The organism is Litoreibacter roseus, from assembly GCF_009811795.1.
Lineage (GTDB): Bacteria > Pseudomonadota > Alphaproteobacteria > Rhodobacterales > Rhodobacteraceae > Litoreibacter > Litoreibacter roseus.
On record NZ_BLJE01000003.1, the window covers coordinates 195,546 to 214,828 of the forward strand.

Genomic DNA, 19,283 nt, shown 5'->3' on the forward strand with positions numbered 1-19,283 from the left:
TGCGTCAGACGAGACGCGAGTTTTCCTTAGCAGCCTTCACGAAATCGGCAAAGAGCGGGTGCGGTGCGAACGGCTTCGACTTCAGTTCGGGGTGGAATTGCACGCCAATGAACCAAGGATGATCTTTCACCTCGACAATCTCTGGCAGGCGGCCGTCTGGGGACATACCTGAGAAGACCAGACCCTGTTCTTCCAGCTTATCCTTGTATTTGATGTCCACTTCGTAGCGGTGGCGATGACGTTCTTCGATCGTGTTGGAGCCATAAACCGCTGCAACTTTTGATCCCTCGTTCAGTACGGCATCATATGCTCCAAGCCGCATGGTGCCGCCCTTGTCATCGGTCGCTTTGCGCTGGACCTTGTGATTGCCCTGCACCCATTCCTTCAGGTGATAGACAACGGGCGTAAACCGTTTTTTGCCTGCCTCATGGTCGAATTCCTCGGATCCGGCATCCCCAAGTCCCGCTAGATTGCGCGCAGCTTCGATGACCGCCATTTGCATGCCAAGACAAATGCCTAGATAGGGAATATTGTGCTCGCGCGCGAACTGGGCCGCCTTGATCTTGCCCTCTGTGCCACGCTCGCCGAAGCCACCGGGCACAAGAATGGCGTGGAAGCCCTCCAGATGCGCGCCAGCGTCCTCACGCTCGAAAATTTCGGCATCGACCCATTCGATCTTAACCTTCACCCGGTTGGCCATACCGCCATGTGTCAGGGCTTCGGCGATGGATTTATAGGCGTCTTCCAACTGGGTGTATTTGCCCACAATGGCGACACGCACCTCACCTTCGGGGTTGTGGATGCGATCTGATACGTCTTCCCACCGGGCCAATTGAGGCTGCGGTGCCGGCGCAATGCCGAATGCGTCAAGAACCGCCTGATCGAGACCTTCGCGATGGTAAGCTAAGGGCGCATCATAGATGGTCGATAGATCCTGCGCCGCAATCACGCTGTCTGGACGGACGTTGCAGAAAAGTGCGAGCTTCTCCCGTTCCTTCTCCGGAATTGGACCTTCAGAGCGGCAGACCAGCACATCCGGCGCTATCCCGATGGACCGCAATTCCTTGACGGAGTGCTGAGTGGGTTTTGTTTTCAATTCGCCCGACGCAGCGATGTAGGGCAGCAATGTCAAATGCATGAAGATGCACTGGCCGCGGGGTTTGTCCTGACTGAACTGACGGATCGCTTCGAAAAACGGCAGGCCCTCAATGTCACCTACAGTGCCGCCAATCTCGCACAGCATGAAATCGACTTCGTCCTCGCCGATCGAGATGAAGTCTTTGATTTCGTTTGTCACGTGGGGGATCACCTGAATGGTCTTGCCCAGATAGTCGCCGCGTCGTTCCTTTTCGAGCACATTGGAATAGACCCGCCCTGAACTGATCGAATCTGTCATGCGGGCCGCGACACCGGTGAACCGCTCGTAGTGGCCTAAATCCAGATCAGTTTCGGCCCCGTCATCGGTGACAAATACTTCGCCGTGCTCGAATGGGCTCATGGTTCCGGGGTCAACGTTGAGATAGGGGTCGAGTTTCCTGAGCCGCACAGTATAGCCACGTGCCTGCAACAACGCACCAAGCGCCGCAGACGCCAGACCCTTGCCCAACGAAGACACGACGCCACCAGTGATAAATATGAATCGTGCCATGCTGATGTGACCCCGTGTCCCTAGATTTTCTTGGTGCAGAGAGGTCAAATCAACCTCTACCCACGGGAGTTAAGACATAACGGATTCGTCAGCGTCCCGCAACTGGTTGCGCTACATAATGTAGGAGGCCAGTCGTAAGCCCCCAGTTTTAGTGGAAATTATTGACGTGGACGATCAATCGTCAGCGCGGGGCGGCACCAGCGGTGCGTCACCGATTGTGGGCGGCAACAGATTGTCATCTGCAGGCACCGTCGTCGTTGGAGGCGGTGTCAAATCTGTGCCGTCCAGAACCGATCCGCCCGTCGCGTTGCGCGCCGCAAGAATGGTCAAAGTGACCGAGGTGATCACAAAAGCTACGCCAAACAGCCATGTTAGCTTACCCAACGCGGAAATAGCCGGGCGGCCAGAAGTTGCACCCCCGCCGCCGCCAATACCAAGGCCGCCGCCCTCCGACCGCTGAAACAGCACAACGCCGATCAAGCAGAACGCGATGATCAGGTGGACGGTGAGAACGATATTTTCCATAAAGCGAAGGGTCCCGGAACCTTTGTATTCGGGGGTATGTAGTCGGGCGACGCTGTACGTGCAAGTCGCCATTTACGGCTTTCCCTTGACGGGACGCGCCGTTATACGAGCGCGGGTTTCATCAAAGACCGAAAGGATCTCGCGCATGGCAAATGTTGTCGTTGTCGGCGCCCAGTGGGGTGACGAGGGAAAGGGCAAGATCGTGGACTGGCTGTCCGAACGGGCGGACGTCATTGCTCGTTTCCAAGGTGGACACAATGCTGGTCACACTCTGGTCATTGACGGCGAAGTCTACAAGTTGTCCTTGCTGCCATCGGGGATTGTGCGCGGTGGCAAGCTGAGTGTCATCGGCAACGGGGTCGTGCTGGACCCATGGCACCTGAAAGATGAGATCGCCAAGCTGCAGGCACAGGGCGTCGAGATCAGCCCGGACAATCTGATGATTGCAGAAAATACACCTCTGATCTTGCCGGTTCATGGAGAACTTGATCGCGCACGGGAAAACCAGAACAGCGTGGCCAAGATCGGTACGACCGGACGGGGGATCGGGCCTGCCTACGAAGACAAGGTCGGACGTCGCGCCATTCGCGTGGCGGATCTGGCCGACCGCGAAACCCTTGAGAAACGTGTGGATCGGTTGCTTCAGCACCACGACACGTTACGACGTGGTATGGCGCTGCCCGAAGTGGATCGCGCGGCCCTCATCGCCCAACTCGAAGAAATTGCGCCGACCGTCTTGGCTTATGCAGCGCCGGTCTGGAAAGTGCTGTCTGAGAAGAGAAAAGCGGGCAAACGGATCCTTTTTGAAGGGGCGCAGGGCGCACTTTTGGACATTGATTTCGGGACCTATCCCTTCGTCACGTCCTCCAATGTAATCGCGGGCCAAGCGGCGACCGGCACGGGCGTGGGCCCTGGCGCGATTGATTTCGTCCTTGGCATCGTAAAGGCGTATACCACCCGCGTCGGCGAAGGCCCGTTTCCGGCCGAGCTTGATGATGCAGACGGGCAACGGCTTGGTGAACGAGGTCATGAGTTCGGCACCGTTACCGGTCGAAAGCGCCGTTGCGGGTGGTTTGACGCGGTTCTGGTGCGGCAGACTTGCGCCACATCGGGTGTCTCGGGGATCGCGTTTACAAAGCTGGATGTGCTGGACGGGTTCGAGGAACTGAAAATCTGTGTAGGCTACGATCTGGACGGAACACGGATTGATCATCTGCCCACCGCCGCCGATCACCAAGCCCGCTGCAAACCGATCTACGAGACCATGCCGGGCTGGTCGGAAAGCACCGAAGGCGCACGCAGTTGGGCGGACCTGCCTGCCGAGGCGATCAAATACGTGCGACGTGTTGAGGAATTGATCGAGTGTCCGGTTGCCCTACTTTCGACCTCACCAGAGCGGGAAGACACGATCCTCGTGACCGATCCGTTCGCTGACTGAGGAGATGGGAATGGCGCTCGGATACAAAGCCCGCAAACGCTTGTCACTGCTGGTGCTCGTCGTGGGCCTACCGCTTTATATTGTGGCCGCGGTCAGTTTGGTCGGGCTGCTGGATCGGCCAAGCTTCATCGTTGAGCTGATCATCTACGTCGCGCTCGGCATCGTCTGGGCTCTGCCCTTCAAGTTCTTGTTCAAAGGGGTAGGGCAGCCGGATCCCGATGCCGAAAACGATACCCGCTAGATAATAGTCAACCGCTGTAGAAGCGGGACTTCTTGGACAGGGTAAAGCGGCCTTCCTGCCCCTTAACGATCCGGCCTTCGCGCAGGATCGAGCCAAAGGCCCTGAGGCCAGCCTCCCGCGTGATATTGCCACCCGCCGAGATCGACGCCGCTTTGCGCATCAGCATTGGCCGGGTGAACTCGGGCGTATCTTCGACGAAGGTGAAATGCGCTGCTGCGGCCTCGACCAGATCAGGCATTTCCAGTGCGTCTTTCTCTTTTACGTAGTCCTCAAAGCTTGGGCGATCCTCGATCTGACGCACCTGCTCCTTCTCATAGGTCTTGTCGTGCGACATTGCCGCATAGTCTTCGGCATCCTCCTGCATCACCAGTTCGGATCTCGTAAGTCGACGTGGCTTGCCCTCAGCATCGAATGGCCCGCGACGCTTCGCCTCTTCTTCATCAATGCGCAGCTCGTTCAAGAGCATCAGCGGTTCTGGTCGGTCCGTTTTTTGTCCACCTTCGACATCAGGGCGACCGGGTCGGACAACCCGCGCAAGATCATCGCGATACTGGCTGATTTCACGCTCTTCCTTTTGCGCGGCCTCATCTACGATACTGGCGTCTGCCTTTGTCGCGGCAACGGCTGCCTTGAGGTGGGCGATAGAGGCGCGGCGCACGCTGCTGTCGCTTTCGCCAAGGCGAGAACTTGTCACATCCATCAACCGCTCAACGGCGACGTCCTCGTCCGCCGCGGTCAAGGCTTTCCGGCGCAGCAAGCGAGAGGCGCGAACATTTTCGACCTCGTGATCTTCTTCAGGGTCGTCCTCCGCTTCCTCTGCGGCCAGAGGCGCGTCCGGCTCAACCGCTTTTTCCGGTTCACCTGTGATGGCGTCCTCTTCCAAGGTCGGTAGGTCATCTATGGGTTCGACGTCCGGCGCAGAGTTCTCAGGAACGTCCACAAGTTCAGCAACGTCATCGGTATCGCTGAAAATCGAAGTGCCTTCAGAGTCGCTGACCGAAGGGAGATCATCCTCCGCCTCGCCTTGTTCTTCCAGCGTAGCTTCTACGCCTTCATTGCCATCAATGGCGGGGCCTTCGGCGTCTTCGAGGAGGCGTTGAAGGTCGCTTTCCTCGTCTGCGGAAAGCTTTTCAGGTCGCTCGGCATCTAAGGCGTCCTCTTCGGCCGGATCAGAAAGATCTTCCTGCGAAATGCGTTCCACAACGATAGAAGGCTCATCGCTCTTTTTATCTGCAGGTTCTTCAGCGACAGGATCAGTTTCGACCGTCAACTCACCGTGCTCAATGCTTTCGGCATCCCACGGTGCGGTCTGCACGCCGCCATCCATGAAAATATTGTCGCGCAGGGCAGACTGCGCGGCTGTCTGATCGCCCGCGTGCTCATCTTCGCTGTAACTCAGCTTGGCATCCGGGGTATCGCTTTGACCGCCATCAACGCTGGCGCGGATGCGCGCAAGCTTGGCTGCGACCGAATTTTCGTTCTCTGGTCTTGGATCCCGAAGCACAGCTTGCTTCTCCGGGGCTTTCGCGTCTGGCAGGTCTAGCGTCATCGGCATCGCAGGGGGCGGAAGCTCTTCGGGGCTGCGCGTCTGCCGCAACACCACGGAATTGTCGTCGTTGGATGTGACGCTCACCCGCTGCTGAATGGTCTGTTCTGCAATCCGGTGCAGCATCTCGGTGTCTGGCTGTGGTGGCTCGGCCCCGAAAAACCGGTCGCCAGCTGCAAGATCGCGGAAATACTCTGCGATCGCCTTCATGGTCGAGAACGGATCGTCAAACCCTTCTAGCGTACAGGAAAATGTCCCGTAGGATACAGTAAGGATCTTGTTCTCGTTAACCATGAAACTCTCGCTTGTTGTCTTTCGACCTCTAGAGATTTATCACCCAGTATTTCGCAAACCCAGCCAAAAACAGTTAACGAAATGTGCTTTCACGGGAAAATCGGCGGTGATTGGGCTTCGCAGGGTCGATAATATTAATATGTATGACAAAATTGTTCAGACGGACATGTTTTTGACACTTTTGGGTGGCGCGCCAACACAATCTTGCCATGTCCAGCAGGTGATTGACATTGCCCCGATTCTCGTCGCCGCCGACGGTGGCGCGGACACGGCCTTGAAGGCGGGGCATACGCCGCGTGCGGTTATCGGCGATATGGACTCAATTTCGCCTGATGCAAAACTTAAAATTCCGTCGGAAGCCCTTCATTTTATTGCCGAGCAGGACAGCACAGATTTCGAGAAATGCCTTCGGCGCATCACGGCGCCGCTGATCTTGGCTGTGGGCTTCACAGGCGCGCGGCTGGACCATGAATTGGCGGTATGTACCGCCTTAGTGCGACATCCGGAACAGACCTGCGTGTTGGTGGGTGACACTGATATTTGTTTTTTGGCGCCGCTGACCTTCGAGATCGATTTACCCATGGGAACAAGGTTTTCGTTGTTTCCGATGGGGCAGGTGAAAGGGCAGGGCGAGGGCCTAAAATACGACATCACCGGGTTGTCTTTTGCCCCATGGTCGCAAATCGGAACGTCAAACGAGACCACCGGCCTAGTCAAGCTTTCATTCGATCAGCGCTTCATGTTGGTTCTGTTGCCGCGCGCGTATCTTGGCGCTGTCATCAAGGCTCTCGTACCTGATGCGATCCCATGAGGTTCATTTATGTTAACGGTTTTGCCTCTCGAACCCGCCGTGCGAATATGCCAAGAGAACGCCACAGAAACCCGGAGCGGATGCCATGACTGCAGATCTATCGCCCATTGACCGCGCCAAGTTTGTCGCTGCCAAGCGCGCGGTCGAATATGTGGAGGACGGGATGCGCGTCGGTTTGGGAACAGGCTCGACCGCTGCATGGATGGTGAAGTGTCTGGGTGAGCTGGTGCGCGATGAAGGTCTGAAATTCACAGGTGTTGCGACATCGAAGCGGACGGCGGAGCTGGCCCAACAGGTGGGCGTTCCAATTGTGACGCTGGACGAGGCCCGCTGGCTGGACCTTACCATTGATGGTGCGGATGAGTATGATCACAATCTGCATCTGATCAAAGGCGGCGGCGGTGCACTTTTGCAAGAAAAGATCGTGGCCACGGCGTCCGATCAGATGATCGTCATCGCCGATATCTCGAAACAGGTAGAGGCGTTGGGTGCCTTCCCATTGCCCGTCGAAATATTGAAGTTTGGATGGCAGACGACCAAGGCGTTGGTGGAAGAAACGCTCGTCAGCTTAGACGTGTTGGGTCAGACGACGTCGCTGCGGATGAACCGCGATGAGCCGTACATTACGGATGAGGGCAACTACATCCTAGATCTGCATTTGCGTCGCATCGGGAATCCGCGGCAGCTAAGCCTTGTTCTGAATCAGATCCCGGGGGTGGTGGAGAATGGCTTATTCATCGACATTTGCGACATCGTGATCATCGGAAATGGTGATGGCTCCGTTGAGGTCCGCGATATCAACAGTGGAACGGTGGAACATGAGCAGGTCGATGTTGGCGAAACGGACAATCTGTTTGCCGATATCATTGACTGACCAGTGACCGAAACGCGCCTTTTCAGCAAGGAATGAAAGATATGAGTTTCGACTATGACCTTTTCGTCATCGGCGGCGGATCGGGTGGTGTGCGGGCGGCACGTGTTGCAGCTGCGACGGGTGCGAAAGTTGCTTTGGCCGAGGAACGTCGTCTGGGTGGTACCTGCGTTATCCGCGGCTGTGTTCCCAAGAAGCTGATGGTGTTTGCATCTGAATATCGTGACCGAATGCAAGAGGCCAAGGACTATGGATGGTCCGTTGAGGTCGGCGATTTCGAGTGGGGTGGTTTTCATTCACATCTTCGATCAGAGCTTGAGCGATTGGAAGGCGTGTATCGTGATCTACTGAAAAGCTCGGATGTCGAAATCTTTGACACACGCGCGACCTTAAAGGATCCGCACACGATTTCGTTGAAGGACGGCAAGGACGTCACCGCGAAACATATCCTGATCGCAACAGGGGGGCATCCGGTCAAACCAGATATGCCCAATGCCAACCTTGGCATTGTGTCTGATGATATCTTTCATCTCAAAGAGTTGCCCAAGCGCCTTTTGATCATCGGTGGTGGTTACATTGCGTGCGAGTTCGCTTGCATCATGCATGGCTTGGGGGTCGATGTGACGCTCTATTACCGCGGGGCGCAGATCTTGCGCGGTTTCGATGACGAGGCGCGCGGGCTGATCTCTGACATGATGGGCAAGCGCGGGATCAATATTCATCTGGGCACAAACATTGTCGAGATGCGCTTGGCGGGCGACGTAGATGATACCTCACATACAGTCACGGCGTCAGATGCTTCCATGGGGCCGTCTAATCTTCAGCAGCAAGAGATGCGGACCAATGATGATGGCGGCACGGATGGTCCGATCTGGATCAAAAGCTCCAATGGGCGAGAGGCCGTTTTTGATCAGGTTCTCTTTGCGACAGGACGCACGCCGAACACGCAAGACTTAGGCCTTGAGAATACAGAGATTGAGGTTGGTCGCCGCAGCGAGATCATCGTAGACGAATATTCTCAGACCGCGCAGCCATCTGTTTATGCAATCGGGGATGTGACCAACCGGGTCAATCTGACCCCGGTTGCGATCCGGGAAGGGATGGCTTTTGTCGAGACCGTGTTTAAAGGTAATCCGACACCTGTTGATCACGACCTGATCCCGTCGGCCGTTTTCACGCAGCCGGAGCTTGGCACCATAGGAATGACTGAGGAAGATGCGCGCGAGCAGGAGCCCGTCGATATCTACTGTACCTCATTTCGCCCTATGCAAGGTGCTTTCATCGGTCGAGAGGATCGCGTTTTGATGAAACTCATCGTAAGTAAGGAGACGGACAAGGTCTTGGGCTGTCATATTGTAGCGCCGGGGGCAGGGGAAATGATCCAGCTTGCGGGCGTGGCAGTAAAAATGGGGGCGACGAAAGCGCAATTCGATCAGGTCTGCGCGGTTCATCCGACGATGTCCGAAGAAATGGTGACAATGAAAACGCCGATGCGCAGCGCCTGACACAGGTTGGTGTGTTTGCTTGAATTGAAGGGGTTGCACCCCAATTAGTGAGCAGAGCAAAAACAAGAGTAGTTTAGAAGGGGAATGTACTGGATGGCCGGTAATAATGGCGGACCTTGGGGCGGCGGAAACCGCGGAAATGACGGGAACCGTGGCGGTGATGACCGCGGCGGAAACCGCAACAACGGTGGCGGACGCGGGCCAGGTGGTGACGGGCCGCAAATTCCTGAGATTGATGAACTGATGAAAAAGGGCCAAGAGCAGCTTCGGGTGCTCATGGGTGGCCGTGGCGGTCGGTCCAATGGTACGGGCGACGGCGGCGACGGCGGTGGCGGCTTTTCCCGCACAACCTGGGTCATGGGTGGTCTCGTTTTGGTCGCGATCTGGGCGTTTAACTCGTTCTATACCGTGCGTCCGGAGGAACAGTCCGTTGAACTTTTTCTGGGCGAGTATTCCTCGACCGGCAATCCTGGTCTGAACTTCGCGCCGTGGCCGTTGGTCACCGCCGAAGTCATCCCAGTGACCCGCGAACAAACCGAAGATATTGGCGTTGGAAGTCGTGCTGATAGTGGCTTGATGCTGACCACGGACGAGAACATCGTCGACATTGATTTCCAGGTTGTCTGGAACATCAATGATCCCGCGAAATTCCTGTTCAACCTAGCCGAGCCGGAACAGACGATCCGCGCTGTATCTGAGTCCGCCATGCGTGAGGTGATTGCGCGCTCGGAACTGGCCCCGATTTTGAACCGGGATCGTCAGGCGATTGCCGATACCGCACAACAACTCATCCAAGGTACGATGGATCAGTATGATGCCGGTGTGAATATCGTGCGTCTCAACCTGGACAAAGCGGATCCGCCGCCCGATGTAATCAACAGCTTCCGTGAAGTTCAGGCCGCTGAACAGGAACGGGACCGGTTGCAGCGTCAGGCTGATGCCTATGCCAACCGCGTGTTGGCTGGCGCACGTGGTGAGGCAGCGCAGCGTCTGGAAGAGGCGGAAGCGTATCGCGCACAACAGGTCAATCAGGCCGAAGGTGAGGCAAGCCGCTTCCTCGCAGTCTTGAACGAATACCGCAAAGCGCCCGAAGTAACGCGCAAGCGTTTGTGGCTTGAGACGATCGAACGCGTCTACGGCGATGCGGACAAGATCATTCTGGACAGCGCCGCTGACGGATCGGGATCTGGCGTTGTGCCATACCTGCCACTCAATGAATTGCGTCGCTCTAACCCAGCGGCCGCTGAAACGGGGACAAACAACTGATGAACAAGGGTCTCGTACTGTTGATTGCTGTCGGTGTGGTCATCATGATTGCACTGTCATCTCTCTTTATCGTCGACGAGCGTGAAAAGGCGCTTGTCCTCCAGTTTGGTCAAATCAAGGCTGTGAAAGAAGATCCAGGTCTTGGTTTCAAGATCCCGCTTATCCAAGAAGTCGTGCGTTATGATGACCGGATCCGCGCCCTTGATACGCCTGCGACCGAGGTCACACCATCGGATGACCGTCGTCTGGTTGTCGATGCGTTTGCCCGCTACCGGATTTCTGACGTCGTGCAGTTCCGACAAGCGGTCGGCGTCGGCGGTCTGCGGGCGGCAGAGGATCGTCTGGAAGGCATTCTCAATCCTGTGATCCGGGAAGTTCTGGGTTCGGAAGGAGTAACCTCGAACACCATTCTGTCGGCAGACCGTGCAACGTTGATGGCGCGTATCACAACGCAGGCGCGGGCTCGTGCGCGTCCTCTGGGGCTGGAAGTGGTCGATGTGCGGCTGAAGCAAACGAACCTTCCGGAACAAAACCTTGAGGCGACCTTCTCCCGGATGCGGGCTGAACGGGAACGGGAAGCTGCGGACGAGATTGCACGGGGTGAAGAAGCCGCCCAACGTGTGCGCGCCCAAGCGGACCGGACAGTGGTTGAATTGGTGTCGGAAGCCCAGAAGGATGCTGACATTATCCGTGGTGAATCGGATGCGCGTCGGAATGCAATCTTCGCGGAAGCCTTCGGTCAGGACGAAGAGTTCTTTGAATTCCGTCGCTCCCTCGACGCGTATGAACGCGCTATTCAGGGACGCAACTCGACGCTTGTGATCAATCCTGACGATGCGTTCTTCGACTATTTGAAGTCAGACACCGGACGGAACTAAAGAATGATCAGCCATATCGCGTTGGCGATCGGCTTGGTGTTGGTTGTAGAGGGGCTGGTGATTGCACTGGCCCCTTCGCGTTTGGAGGACCTGTTGCGCGCATTGGCGCAAATTCCACCCGAAACGCGGCGCATGCTGGGGCTGGCGGCCATTACATTTGGGACAATTCTGGTCTGGCTCGCCAAATCCGCTTTCACGGCAGGCGCGTAGCGATGGTGCAGAAAGCTCTATGTCATAGGCTGCCGCACTGTCACAATGCTCACCACATCTTTACGCCAAGTGCTCAGTGAAACGAGCTACAAATATTGCAACTGAGCAAAAATGCCTCACATTTGTCCTGCAACTCAGGCGCCATTGGCGGGGCGTTTGGATCTGACAGGAAATAACAAGAGTAGACATGATGATGAAGGAGAGTGCCGTGACAGCACAAATCATGACACAGCCGGATAGATCGCGAAGCATCTTGCGCGCTATCTCCGCGCTGGTTCTGGGGCTTGCGTTCATGCTGGCTCACACAATCGCCGCACAGGCGAAGATGCCGGAAAGCTTCGCGGACCTGGCCGAAAGTGTCAGCCCGTCCGTCGTGAACATCACGACCTCAACAACAGTCGCCGGCGTCGACAGCGGACCACGTCCGATCGTGCCGGAAGGTAGCCCGCTGGAAGACTTCTTTCAGGACTTCCTCGACCGGCAACGGGAAGGTCAGCGCCCCCGCAGATCGTCAGCTCTGGGGTCGGGCTTCGTGATTTCCGAGGACGGCTTCATCGTGACGAACAACCACGTCATCGACAAAGCGGACGAGATTGAGATCGAATTCTTCTCCGGCGAACGTCTGGACGCAACCGTGATCGGCACAGACCCCAAGACAGACATCGCGCTTCTGAAGGTTGAAAGCGACACGCCCCTGCCATTCGTTCCGTTTGGTGACAGCGATGCCGCCCGCGTCGGTGATTGGGTAATGGCCGTTGGTAACCCGCTGGGCCAGGGGTTCTCGGTATCCGCTGGCATTATCTCCGCGAGGGAGCGTGCTTTGAGCGGATCCTATGATGACTTCATCCAGACCGACGCTGCGATCAACCGGGGGAACTCCGGTGGTCCGCTCTTTAATGTCGAAGGCGAAGTGATTGGTGTAAACACTGCGATCTTGTCCCCGACAGGTGGGTCCATCGGCATCGGTTTCGCGATGTCTTCCGAAGTCGTGACCCGCGTGATCGACCAACTGCAGGAGTTCGGCGAAACCCGCCGTGGTTGGCTTGGTGTTCGTATCCAAGACGTCACCGATGATGTGGCGGAGGCTCTTGGTCTTGCCGCTGCTGCAGGGGCGCTTGTGACGGATGTTCCCGAAGGCCCATCGAAAGAAGCAGGCCTTGAGGCTGGCGATGTTATCACGACGTTTGATGGTAAGGATGTGACCGATACCCGTGAGCTTGTGCGCTTGGTCGGTAACACAACCGTTGGCAAGGCGGTCCGGGTGATCGTCGTCCGTGAGGGTGAGACCGAAACACTTTTGGTGACCTTGGGCCGCCGCGAAGAGGCGGAAAACACCGCAGTTCCAGCTGCTGTTCAGCAGTCTGATCCGGCCGAGACAGAGCTTCTGGGTATGACGGTTGCTGCGCTCAATGACGAGCTGCGCGAGCAACTTGGATTGGACGAAGACCAGAGCGGTTTGGTGGTCGTGAATGTCGAGGAAGATAGCGACGCCTACGGCAAAGGTCTGCGCGCCGGTGATCTGATCGTCGAAGCGGGCCAGCAAAAAATCGAGGATCTGTCCGATCTGGAGTCTCGCGTCGAAGACGCAAGAGAGGCCGGGCGCAAGTCGTTCCTCATGCTGATCCGTCGGGACGGCGATCCACGTTTTGTAGCGCTGAGCCTTGAAGAAGAGTAAGCGATCTCGAACTAAGAATGAAAAAGGCGTCCTGCGGGGCGCCTTTTTTCTTTGTTGGACCACGGTTAAGGCGCATCGATACCAGCTTAGGCTGGCAAATGCCGGGCTGCTGCACTAAATGCGGATGAGCACAGTTTGAAGACAGGACAGCACCTATGGCGAAGATCACCTATATCGAGTTCAACGGGACAGAGCATGTGGTCGATGTGGCCAACGGTCTGAGCGTCATGGAAGGCGCCCGGGACAATAACATTCCCGGCATCGAAGCTGATTGTGGTGGCGCGTGTGCCTGCTCGACCTGTCATGTCTATGTGGATCAGTCATGGGTCGGAAAGTTGCCCGAAAAGGACTCAATGGAAGAGGATATGCTGGACTTCGCGTATCAGCCTGATCCCGAACTGTCCCGCCTGACCTGTCAGTTGAAAGTCACGGATGATCTGGACGGGCTCGTCGTGCGGATGCCTGAAAAGCAGATTTGATCCGGGCTTGTGTCTTGGCGGGGGTCCTCGCGGGCCCGCTGAACGCGCAGGATATCGCGTCCGCCACATACACGGAACCAACCACCCGCTATGCACACGGCGTCCTTGGGGATGCCATCGAGTGGGGCACGCTTCAGATAACGCTGGATGACGGGACCACGCGACAGTTCGTGCTCCCACAGGATCGGGTGTTCGAAGACGTAGCGCCCCGTGTCGCCGATCTCGATCATGATGGTCGGTTGGAGGTTCTGGTGGTGGAGACGCAGGCGGCCCTAGGCGCGCAGTTCGCCGTCTATGGTCCCGAGGGCAAGATAACTGCGACGCCTCATATCGGCCGCAGCAATCGCTGGCTGGCGCCCGTTGGGGCGGCAGATCTGGACGGTGATGGCCGCATTGAGATCGCCTATATTGACCGGCCGCATCTGGCCAAAACTCTGCGGATCTGGCGCTACGAAGATCAGATGCTTTCACCTGTTGCCGATGTGGCTGGCTTGACCAACCACCGCATCGGGGAGCCGGATATCGCAGGCGGCATCAGGGACTGCGGGGGTGGACCTGAGATGATTACGGCTTCTCAGGATTGGCGGTTTGTCATGCGCACGCTGTACGCGGACGGGACATGGGCGTCAGAAGCGCTGTTTTCCCATGTAGATCGAAGCTCCTTTGATCGCGCCATGGCCTGCAATTAATGTGACGCGCTAGTCGCCTAGGGCGCGCCAGCCGATATCTTTCCGATAGAAGCCCTCAGGCCAGTCGATCTGTCGCGTCATTTCATAGGCTTTGTCCCGTGCTTCGCTCAGCGTTTCAGCCCGCGCGGTAACATTCAAGACGCGTCCACCTGTTGCAACGATCTGTCCGTCTTTCAGAGCGGTTCCAGCGTGAAACGTCATCGCTTTGCTGTCTTCCGGTAATTCATCCAGACCGCGAATGGCGCTGCCTTTTTCATAGCTGCCCGGATACCCGTCAGTCGCCATAACGATAGTGATCGCGTGGTCTTCTGCCCAGTGAACGGGGCGTCCCGCCAAACGGCCTTCAGCGCAGGCATGCATCAGATCCAGCGCCTGAGCCCCCAGACGCATCATCAGCACCTGACATTCTGGATCGCCAAAGCGGACGTTGTATTCCACAAGGCGCGGCTGGCCGTCTTTGATCATAAGACCTGCATAGAGAACCCCCTGATAGGGCGTGCCGCGGCGGGCCATCTCATCAACACAGGGCTGGATGATCTCTGACAAGGCACGGGCCGCGCTGGCATCGGTCAGAACCGGGGCAGGGCTGTATGCGCCCATGCCGCCGGTGTTTGGCCCAGCATCGCCGTCATAAGCACGTTTATGATCTTGCGCGGTGCCGATGGGTAGGACGTCAGTGCCGTCGCAGAGTACGAAGAACGAGGCCTCTTCCCCGTCCATGAACTCTTCAATGACCACTTCTGCGCCTGCCTCGCCAAAGGCGCCGCCTAGCATATCCTGAACGGCAGTGATGGCCTCGTCCTCGGTCATCGCGACCACGACCCCTTTGCCTGCCGCCAGTCCATCGGCTTTGATTACGATCGGCGCGCCCTGATCTTCTATGTAGGCGGTTGCGGCAGCCGCATCCGTGAACCGCGCGTAGCCTGCGGTCGGGGCGCCTGCGGCGTCGCAGATTTCCTTGGTGAAAGCTTTCGAGGCCTCAAGCCTCGCAGCGGCGGCAGATGGTCCGAAAGTCAGGATGTCTGCGGCTCGCAGGGCGTCTGCCACACCGGCGGCCAGCGGTGCCTCCGGGCCGACGATGACGAAGTCGATGGACTGCGCCACCGCAAACTCCACAACCGCAGATGGGTCCTCGATATCAAAAGCGGCGCATTCGGCGATGGACGTCAACCCGGCATTGCCCGGCGCCACGATCAAGCGGTCGCATTTCGGGTTCTGCTTTACCGCCCATGCCAAACTGTGCTCACGACCGCCGCCGCCCAGGATCAAGATGTTCATCGCTGCTTCCCCTCTGCTTGGCCGCGTTCTAAGCTGGCGTCAAAGCCATCACAAGGGCAGAGCAGATGGACCTCATCGAAGACGACGCACCTGGCCGCAACGAGCCGGAATTCACAGTCTCCGAAATATCGGGCGCCGTGAAACGCACCATTGAGGGCGAGTTCGGACGGGTCCGTGTGAAAGGTGAGTGTGGCCGCGTGATGATTGCCCGCTCGGGTCATGTCTATTTGGACCTGAAGGATGACCGCGCCGTCTTGTCATCGGTCATCTGGAAAGGGCAGGCGGCCCGCCTTGCGGTTCAACCCGAAGAGGGGATGGAGGTTGTGGCCGTCGGGCGTCTGACCACGTTCCCCGGCCAGTCACGCTATCAGATGGTGATCGAAGACATCCGACCCGCGGGTGTTGGCGCGCTGATGGCGATGCTTGAAAAGCGGAAAAAAGTTCTGGAAGCAGAGGGGCTCTTTGCTGCCGAACGCAAGAAGCCGATCCCGTTTCTGCCCGATGTCATCGGTGTCGTCACCTCTCCGCAAGGGGCGGTGATACGTGACATTTTGCATCGCCTTCGCGACCGGTTTCCCCGCAAGGTCCTGATTTGGCCCGTGGCAGTACAGGGCGAGGCATGTGCGCCTCAGGTGACAGCCGCCATCCAGGGCTTCAATGCGCTTGAACAGGGCGGTGCTGTGCCCAGACCCGACCTGATCATCGTCGCGCGGGGCGGCGGATCCATCGAAGATTTGTGGGGCTTTAATGAGGAAAACGTGGCCCGCGCCGCTGCGGCCTCGGAAATCCCGTTGATCTCCGCCGTGGGGCACGAGACAGATACGACGTTGATCGACTACGTGTCGGACAGGCGTGCGCCGACACCCACGGCGGCAGCGGAAATGGCCGTGCCCGTCCGTCTTGAGCTGCTCTCGACGTTGGATAGCTATGACAGTCGTCTGACCCGTGCGTTGGCGACGATGATACAGAATAAAGGACAACGGCTGCGCGATATGGCGCGGGCTTTGCCCCGTCCGGATGAGTTGACACAAAACGCCGCTCAGCGATTGGACGCCGCCGCTGTGCGGTTGCCAACGGCCTTGCGCGCTGCGACCCAGACCCGACGCGTTGCGTTGGAGCGGGCCGCTGCCCCGCTGCGTCCCAATCTTCTGCGTCAGAAAACCAGTCAAATGGCAGACCGGCTCAGCAGAATATCCGATGGCTTGAACCGCGCCCTGACCACTCGGGTCGAGCGGGAACATGGCAGGCTTGATCGGATGTCTGCAGGCTTGGTGCCACACCGGCTGAGGCAGGACCTTGCGTCACAAGCTGACCGCATGGCCCGTACCAATCGCGCATTCAACGCGGCAGCGCGCGCGCAGTTGAACACTTGGACGAGAGATCTGACGCGTCTCGACCAGTTGCGCGAAACGCTTGGGTATCAAGCCACATTGGATCGAGGCTACGCTGTGATCTGGTCCGATGAGAAAGTGGTCACCACCAAGAAAGCAGCCAAGGCGGCGAAGGCGCTCGAAATTCAGTTCAAGGACGGACGATTTACGCCGACCACAATTCCCCGAAAAGCCAAAGCCGCGTCAAAGCCACCCAGCCAAGGATCCCTCTTTGACGAATGAGATCAACCTGCGGGCGTATAGCTTACGCCGACACCTGGACCGGGACAGGACAGCGGCTGGGTGTCCTGTCCTACAACTGTCAGATCATTGACAGGATTGTCGCCAACCACGCGCGCCGATTTGGTGTCTCCTGTCTTGAAAAAGTACCAGCATTGGGCGCCTGCCTGTCCATCGTAAACAAAGCAAATCTCGTCCTGCGCCGCGTACCAGATGCCACGCTGGCACGTGCCGTCCAGAAAGGTCCAGATCACCTTGCGCCCGCCCAGATATTGCTCCGCGCCGTAAGGTGCGCCCCGGCGATTGAAATAAAGCGTGCTGCCCGATGTGAATGCCTCGAACTCGGACGGTGAGATCAGATCAAGATCGTCGGTCGCAGCCGCAGGCGTGGCCAAAAGGGCGAGGGCAATATAGGATACTTTCATGAATTTTGTATCTCAGACACCAGCTGTGAAATCCACCCTTGGGCCCTGTCTCTGACGCCTATCGGCGAAATGCGTGTCAAATTTGAACGCAACTTGCGCGGTTCTGTCGGAATAGGTCGCATTTGCATCTGTCTGAGGTTCCGACCGGGGTGTAGTTTCCGCTCATGAGGTAGGAGGTTCCGCAGTGGCGCTTGATCACAACGACAAATCCAAAGCCGGTGTCTGGAAATCTGGGCGCGGCAAGGGGCGTGCGACCCCGAAGGGACGCCAGCTTGATGATCAGGCGTGGGACGAGGTGCGCATTTTGCTGGGAGACAGGTCCCTTGCGCGCGATCTGTTGATCGAACACCTGCATCTGATCCAAGACAAGTACGGGCATCTGAGCGCGGCACATTTGCGGGCCTTGGCGGAAGAAATGCGCCTCAGCCAAGCGGAAGTCTACGAGGTTGCCACCTTCTACGCTCATTTTGATGTCGTCCGCGAAGACGAGGTGCCGCCACCCGCTTTGACGATCCGGGTCTGCGACTCCCTATCTTGCGAGTTGGCAGGCGCACAGGCGCTGAAATCGGCATTGGAAGACGGGTTCGATCCGGCTGAGGTGCGGGTTGTCCGGGCGCCTTGCATGGGCCGATGTGACACCGCCCCGACGCTTGAGATTGGTCACAACCATATCGACCACGCCACACCCGCTATGGTGCGGGATGCAATCAACACCGGTGACATACACCCGCATATTCCGGACTATCAGACCTTCGATGCCTATAGCGCGGCGGGCGGCTACGACACCCTGAAGGAGCTAAGGCGAAGTGGCGATTGGGAAGATGTCCAGCAAAAAGTTTTGGACAGCGGTTTGCGCGGTTTGGGCGGGGCAGGATTTCCGTCCGGCAAAAAGTGGGGTTTTGTGCGCGGCAATCCGGGTCCGCGCTATCTGGCTGTAAACGGCGACGAGGGCGAGCCGGGAACCTTCAAGGATCGGTACTATCTCGAACGCACGCCACATCTATTTTTGGAAGGTATGCTGATCGCCGCTTGGGCGGTCGAGGCGCACCGCTGCTACGTTTACATGCGCGACGAATACCCAGCTGTTCTGGAAATTTTGAGGCGCGAAATCAAAGCTTTGGAGGTCGCAGCTCTTGTAGAGCCGGGCTATGTGGAACTGCGGCGTGGGGCAGGTGCTTACATCTGCGGTGAAGAAAGTGCGATGATCGAAAGCATCGAGGGCAAGCGTGGCATTCCTCGGCATCGCCCGCCCTACGTGGCGCAGGTTGGTCTCTTCGGGAAGCCGACACTGGTCCACAATATCGAAACGCTTCATTGGGTCGCGCGGGTTTGCCGCGAAGGTCCTGAGATTTTGAGTAGCGTTGAAAAGAATGGCCGCACGGGGCTGCGCAGCTACTCTGTTTCCGGGCGGATTGCGCGGCCGGGCATTTACGTTCTGCCCGCGGGGTCCACGATCACCGATATCATCGAGGCTTCAGGTGGTATGGCTGAGGGCCATGTGTTCAAGGCCTATCAGCCGGGTGGGCCGTCTTCTGGCCTTCTGCCCGCGTCCATTGATGATGTCCCGCTTGATTTCGACAGGCTGCAACCCTTGGGCAGCTTCATCGGGTCTGCTGCGGTGGTCGTCCTCAGCGATCAAGACAGTGCAAAGGCAGCTGCATTGAATATGTTGCGGTTTTTCGAGGACGAAAGCTGCGGGCAATGTACGCCGTGTCGGGTGGGCTGTGAAAAAGCGGTCAAGCTGATGCAGGCGGATACTTGGGACCAGCCCTTGTTGGAAGAGCTCTGCACAGCGATGGCTGACGCATCCATATGTGGTCTCGGGCAGGCTGCACCGAACCCGATCCGCCTCACGATGAAGCACTTTCCCGAAGAGGTCTGATTTCCCAATCCA

General features: G+C 57.7%; 18 protein-coding genes. 13 read left to right on the forward strand and 5 right to left on the reverse strand.

All coding sequences use genetic code 11. The annotated features are described in order from the left end of the window. Nucleotides 1–4: 4 nt before the first annotated feature. Both pyrG and secG read right to left on the reverse strand, forming a co-directional pair. Entirely contained in the window at nucleotides 5–1,648 is a 1,644-nt protein-coding gene (gene pyrG / locus KIN_RS14870; protein WP_159808472.1) for a CTP synthase, read from the reverse strand. Between the two features lie 174 nt (nucleotides 1,649–1,822). After that, a complete protein-coding gene (gene secG, locus KIN_RS14875) occupies nucleotides 1,823–2,173 on the reverse strand; it encodes a preprotein translocase subunit SecG (protein WP_159808474.1) in 351 nt (116 codons plus the stop codon). A gap of 145 nt (nucleotides 2,174–2,318) precedes the next feature. On the opposite strand from secG, the gene KIN_RS14880 reads away from it, so the two are divergent. Both KIN_RS14880 and KIN_RS14885 read left to right on the forward strand, forming a co-directional pair. Beyond that, nucleotides 2,319–3,611 carry an adenylosuccinate synthase gene (locus KIN_RS14880; RefSeq protein ID WP_159808476.1) on the forward strand — a complete coding sequence of 431 codons (1,293 nt, stop codon included), beginning with the start codon at nucleotides 2,319–2,321 and terminating at the stop codon, nucleotides 3,609–3,611. Between the two features lie 10 nt (nucleotides 3,612–3,621). Continuing rightward, nucleotides 3,622–3,852, forward strand: coding sequence for a DUF2842 domain-containing protein (locus KIN_RS14885; RefSeq protein ID WP_159808478.1), 231 nt, complete (start codon nucleotides 3,622–3,624; stop codon nucleotides 3,850–3,852). 7 nt (nucleotides 3,853–3,859) lie between these two features. On the opposite strand, the gene KIN_RS14890 is transcribed toward KIN_RS14885, so the two are convergent. Further along, nucleotides 3,860–5,692 (reverse strand): hypothetical protein, encoded by a 1,833-nt coding sequence (locus KIN_RS14890; protein WP_159808480.1) that lies wholly within the window; start codon nucleotides 5,690–5,692, stop codon nucleotides 3,860–3,862. Between the two features lie 139 nt (nucleotides 5,693–5,831). Between KIN_RS14890 and KIN_RS14895 the strand changes: the two genes are divergently transcribed. From KIN_RS14895 to KIN_RS14935, 9 genes are all read left to right on the forward strand, one after another. Further along, nucleotides 5,832–6,503: a thiamine diphosphokinase gene (locus KIN_RS14895; protein WP_159808482.1), complete on the forward strand. Its 672-nt coding sequence runs from the start codon at nucleotides 5,832–5,834 to the stop codon at nucleotides 6,501–6,503. Nucleotides 6,504–6,588: 85 nt separating this feature from the next. Then, on the forward strand, nucleotides 6,589–7,377 hold the full coding sequence (rpiA, locus tag KIN_RS14900) for a ribose-5-phosphate isomerase RpiA (protein ID WP_159808484.1): 789 nt from the start codon (nucleotides 6,589–6,591) through the stop codon (nucleotides 7,375–7,377). Between the two features lie 41 nt (nucleotides 7,378–7,418). Beyond that, nucleotides 7,419–8,879 (forward strand): FAD-dependent oxidoreductase, encoded by a 1,461-nt coding sequence (locus tag KIN_RS14905; protein WP_159808486.1) that lies wholly within the window; start codon nucleotides 7,419–7,421, stop codon nucleotides 8,877–8,879. Between the two features lie 93 nt (nucleotides 8,880–8,972). Further along, nucleotides 8,973–10,145 carry an FtsH protease activity modulator HflK gene (hflK, locus tag KIN_RS14910; RefSeq protein WP_159808488.1) on the forward strand — a complete coding sequence of 391 codons (1,173 nt, stop codon included), beginning with the start codon at nucleotides 8,973–8,975 and terminating at the stop codon, nucleotides 10,143–10,145. Beyond that, a complete protein-coding gene (hflC, locus tag KIN_RS14915) occupies nucleotides 10,145–11,023 on the forward strand; it encodes a protease modulator HflC (protein ID WP_159808490.1) in 879 nt (292 codons plus the stop codon). Before hflK ends, hflC begins: the two co-directional genes overlap by 1 nt. 3 nt (nucleotides 11,024–11,026) lie before the next feature. Next, nucleotides 11,027–11,233, forward strand: a complete 207-nt coding sequence (locus KIN_RS14920) for a DUF2065 domain-containing protein (RefSeq protein WP_159808492.1) — start codon at nucleotides 11,027–11,029, stop codon at nucleotides 11,231–11,233. 193 nt (nucleotides 11,234–11,426) lie between these two features. Then, entirely contained in the window at nucleotides 11,427–12,908 is a 1,482-nt protein-coding gene (locus KIN_RS14925) for a Do family serine endopeptidase (protein ID WP_159808930.1), read from the forward strand. A gap of 155 nt (nucleotides 12,909–13,063) precedes the next feature. Further along, a complete protein-coding gene (locus KIN_RS14930; RefSeq protein WP_159808494.1) occupies nucleotides 13,064–13,387 on the forward strand; it encodes a 2Fe-2S iron-sulfur cluster-binding protein in 324 nt (107 codons plus the stop codon). A 14-nt stretch (nucleotides 13,388–13,401) separates the two neighbouring features. Then, nucleotides 13,402–14,076 (forward strand): FG-GAP repeat domain-containing protein, encoded by a 675-nt coding sequence (locus KIN_RS14935; RefSeq protein WP_243144940.1) that lies wholly within the window; start codon nucleotides 13,402–13,404, stop codon nucleotides 14,074–14,076. Between the two features lie 9 nt (nucleotides 14,077–14,085). Here KIN_RS14935 and purD read toward each other — a convergent pair whose 3' ends face one another. Then, nucleotides 14,086–15,354: a phosphoribosylamine--glycine ligase gene (gene purD, locus KIN_RS14940; protein WP_159808496.1), complete on the reverse strand. Its 1,269-nt coding sequence runs from the start codon at nucleotides 15,352–15,354 to the stop codon at nucleotides 14,086–14,088. Nucleotides 15,355–15,419: 65 nt separating this feature from the next. Between purD and xseA the strand changes: the two genes are divergently transcribed. Continuing rightward, complete coding sequence (gene xseA, locus KIN_RS14945; RefSeq protein WP_159808498.1) at nucleotides 15,420–16,967, forward strand: exodeoxyribonuclease VII large subunit; 1,548 nt, start codon at nucleotides 15,420–15,422, stop codon at nucleotides 16,965–16,967. Nucleotides 16,968–16,969: 2 nt separating this feature from the next. Here the strand turns inward: xseA and KIN_RS14950 are convergent, their stop codons facing one another. Beyond that, nucleotides 16,970–17,389, reverse strand: coding sequence for a hypothetical protein (locus KIN_RS14950; RefSeq protein ID WP_159808500.1), 420 nt, complete (start codon nucleotides 17,387–17,389; stop codon nucleotides 16,970–16,972). 184 nt (nucleotides 17,390–17,573) lie between these two features. Between KIN_RS14950 and KIN_RS14955 the strand changes: the two genes are divergently transcribed. After that, a complete protein-coding gene (locus tag KIN_RS14955; RefSeq protein WP_159808502.1) occupies nucleotides 17,574–19,271 on the forward strand; it encodes an NAD(P)H-dependent oxidoreductase subunit E in 1,698 nt (565 codons plus the stop codon). Nucleotides 19,272–19,283: the final 12 nt, after the last annotated feature.

Excerpts from the sequence above, each read along its gene's own strand:
- pyrG (WP_159808472.1), bottom strand. The coding sequence starts at position 1,648 with ATGGCACGATTCATATTTATCACTGGTGGCGTCGTGTCTTCGTTGGGC.
- secG (WP_159808474.1), bottom strand. The coding sequence starts at position 2,173 with ATGGAAAATATCGTTCTCACCGTCCACCTGATCATCGCGTTCTGCTTG.
- KIN_RS14880 (WP_159808476.1), top strand. The coding sequence starts at position 2,319 with ATGGCAAATGTTGTCGTTGTCGGCGCCCAGTGGGGTGACGAGGGAAAG.
- KIN_RS14885 (WP_159808478.1), top strand. The coding sequence starts at position 3,622 with ATGGCGCTCGGATACAAAGCCCGCAAACGCTTGTCACTGCTGGTGCTC.
- KIN_RS14890 (WP_159808480.1), bottom strand. The coding sequence starts at position 5,692 with ATGGTTAACGAGAACAAGATCCTTACTGTATCCTACGGGACATTTTCC.
- KIN_RS14895 (WP_159808482.1), top strand. The coding sequence starts at position 5,832 with ATGTATGACAAAATTGTTCAGACGGACATGTTTTTGACACTTTTGGGT.
- rpiA (WP_159808484.1), top strand. The coding sequence starts at position 6,589 with ATGACTGCAGATCTATCGCCCATTGACCGCGCCAAGTTTGTCGCTGCC.
- KIN_RS14905 (WP_159808486.1), top strand. The coding sequence starts at position 7,419 with ATGAGTTTCGACTATGACCTTTTCGTCATCGGCGGCGGATCGGGTGGT.
- hflK (WP_159808488.1), top strand. The coding sequence starts at position 8,973 with ATGGCCGGTAATAATGGCGGACCTTGGGGCGGCGGAAACCGCGGAAAT.
- hflC (WP_159808490.1), top strand. The coding sequence starts at position 10,145 with ATGAACAAGGGTCTCGTACTGTTGATTGCTGTCGGTGTGGTCATCATG.
- KIN_RS14920 (WP_159808492.1), top strand. The coding sequence starts at position 11,027 with ATGATCAGCCATATCGCGTTGGCGATCGGCTTGGTGTTGGTTGTAGAG.
- KIN_RS14925 (WP_159808930.1), top strand. The coding sequence starts at position 11,427 with ATGAAGGAGAGTGCCGTGACAGCACAAATCATGACACAGCCGGATAGA.
- KIN_RS14930 (WP_159808494.1), top strand. The coding sequence starts at position 13,064 with ATGGCGAAGATCACCTATATCGAGTTCAACGGGACAGAGCATGTGGTC.
- purD (WP_159808496.1), bottom strand. The coding sequence starts at position 15,354 with ATGAACATCTTGATCCTGGGCGGCGGCGGTCGTGAGCACAGTTTGGCA.
- xseA (WP_159808498.1), top strand. The coding sequence starts at position 15,420 with ATGGACCTCATCGAAGACGACGCACCTGGCCGCAACGAGCCGGAATTC.
- KIN_RS14950 (WP_159808500.1), bottom strand. The coding sequence starts at position 17,389 with ATGAAAGTATCCTATATTGCCCTCGCCCTTTTGGCCACGCCTGCGGCT.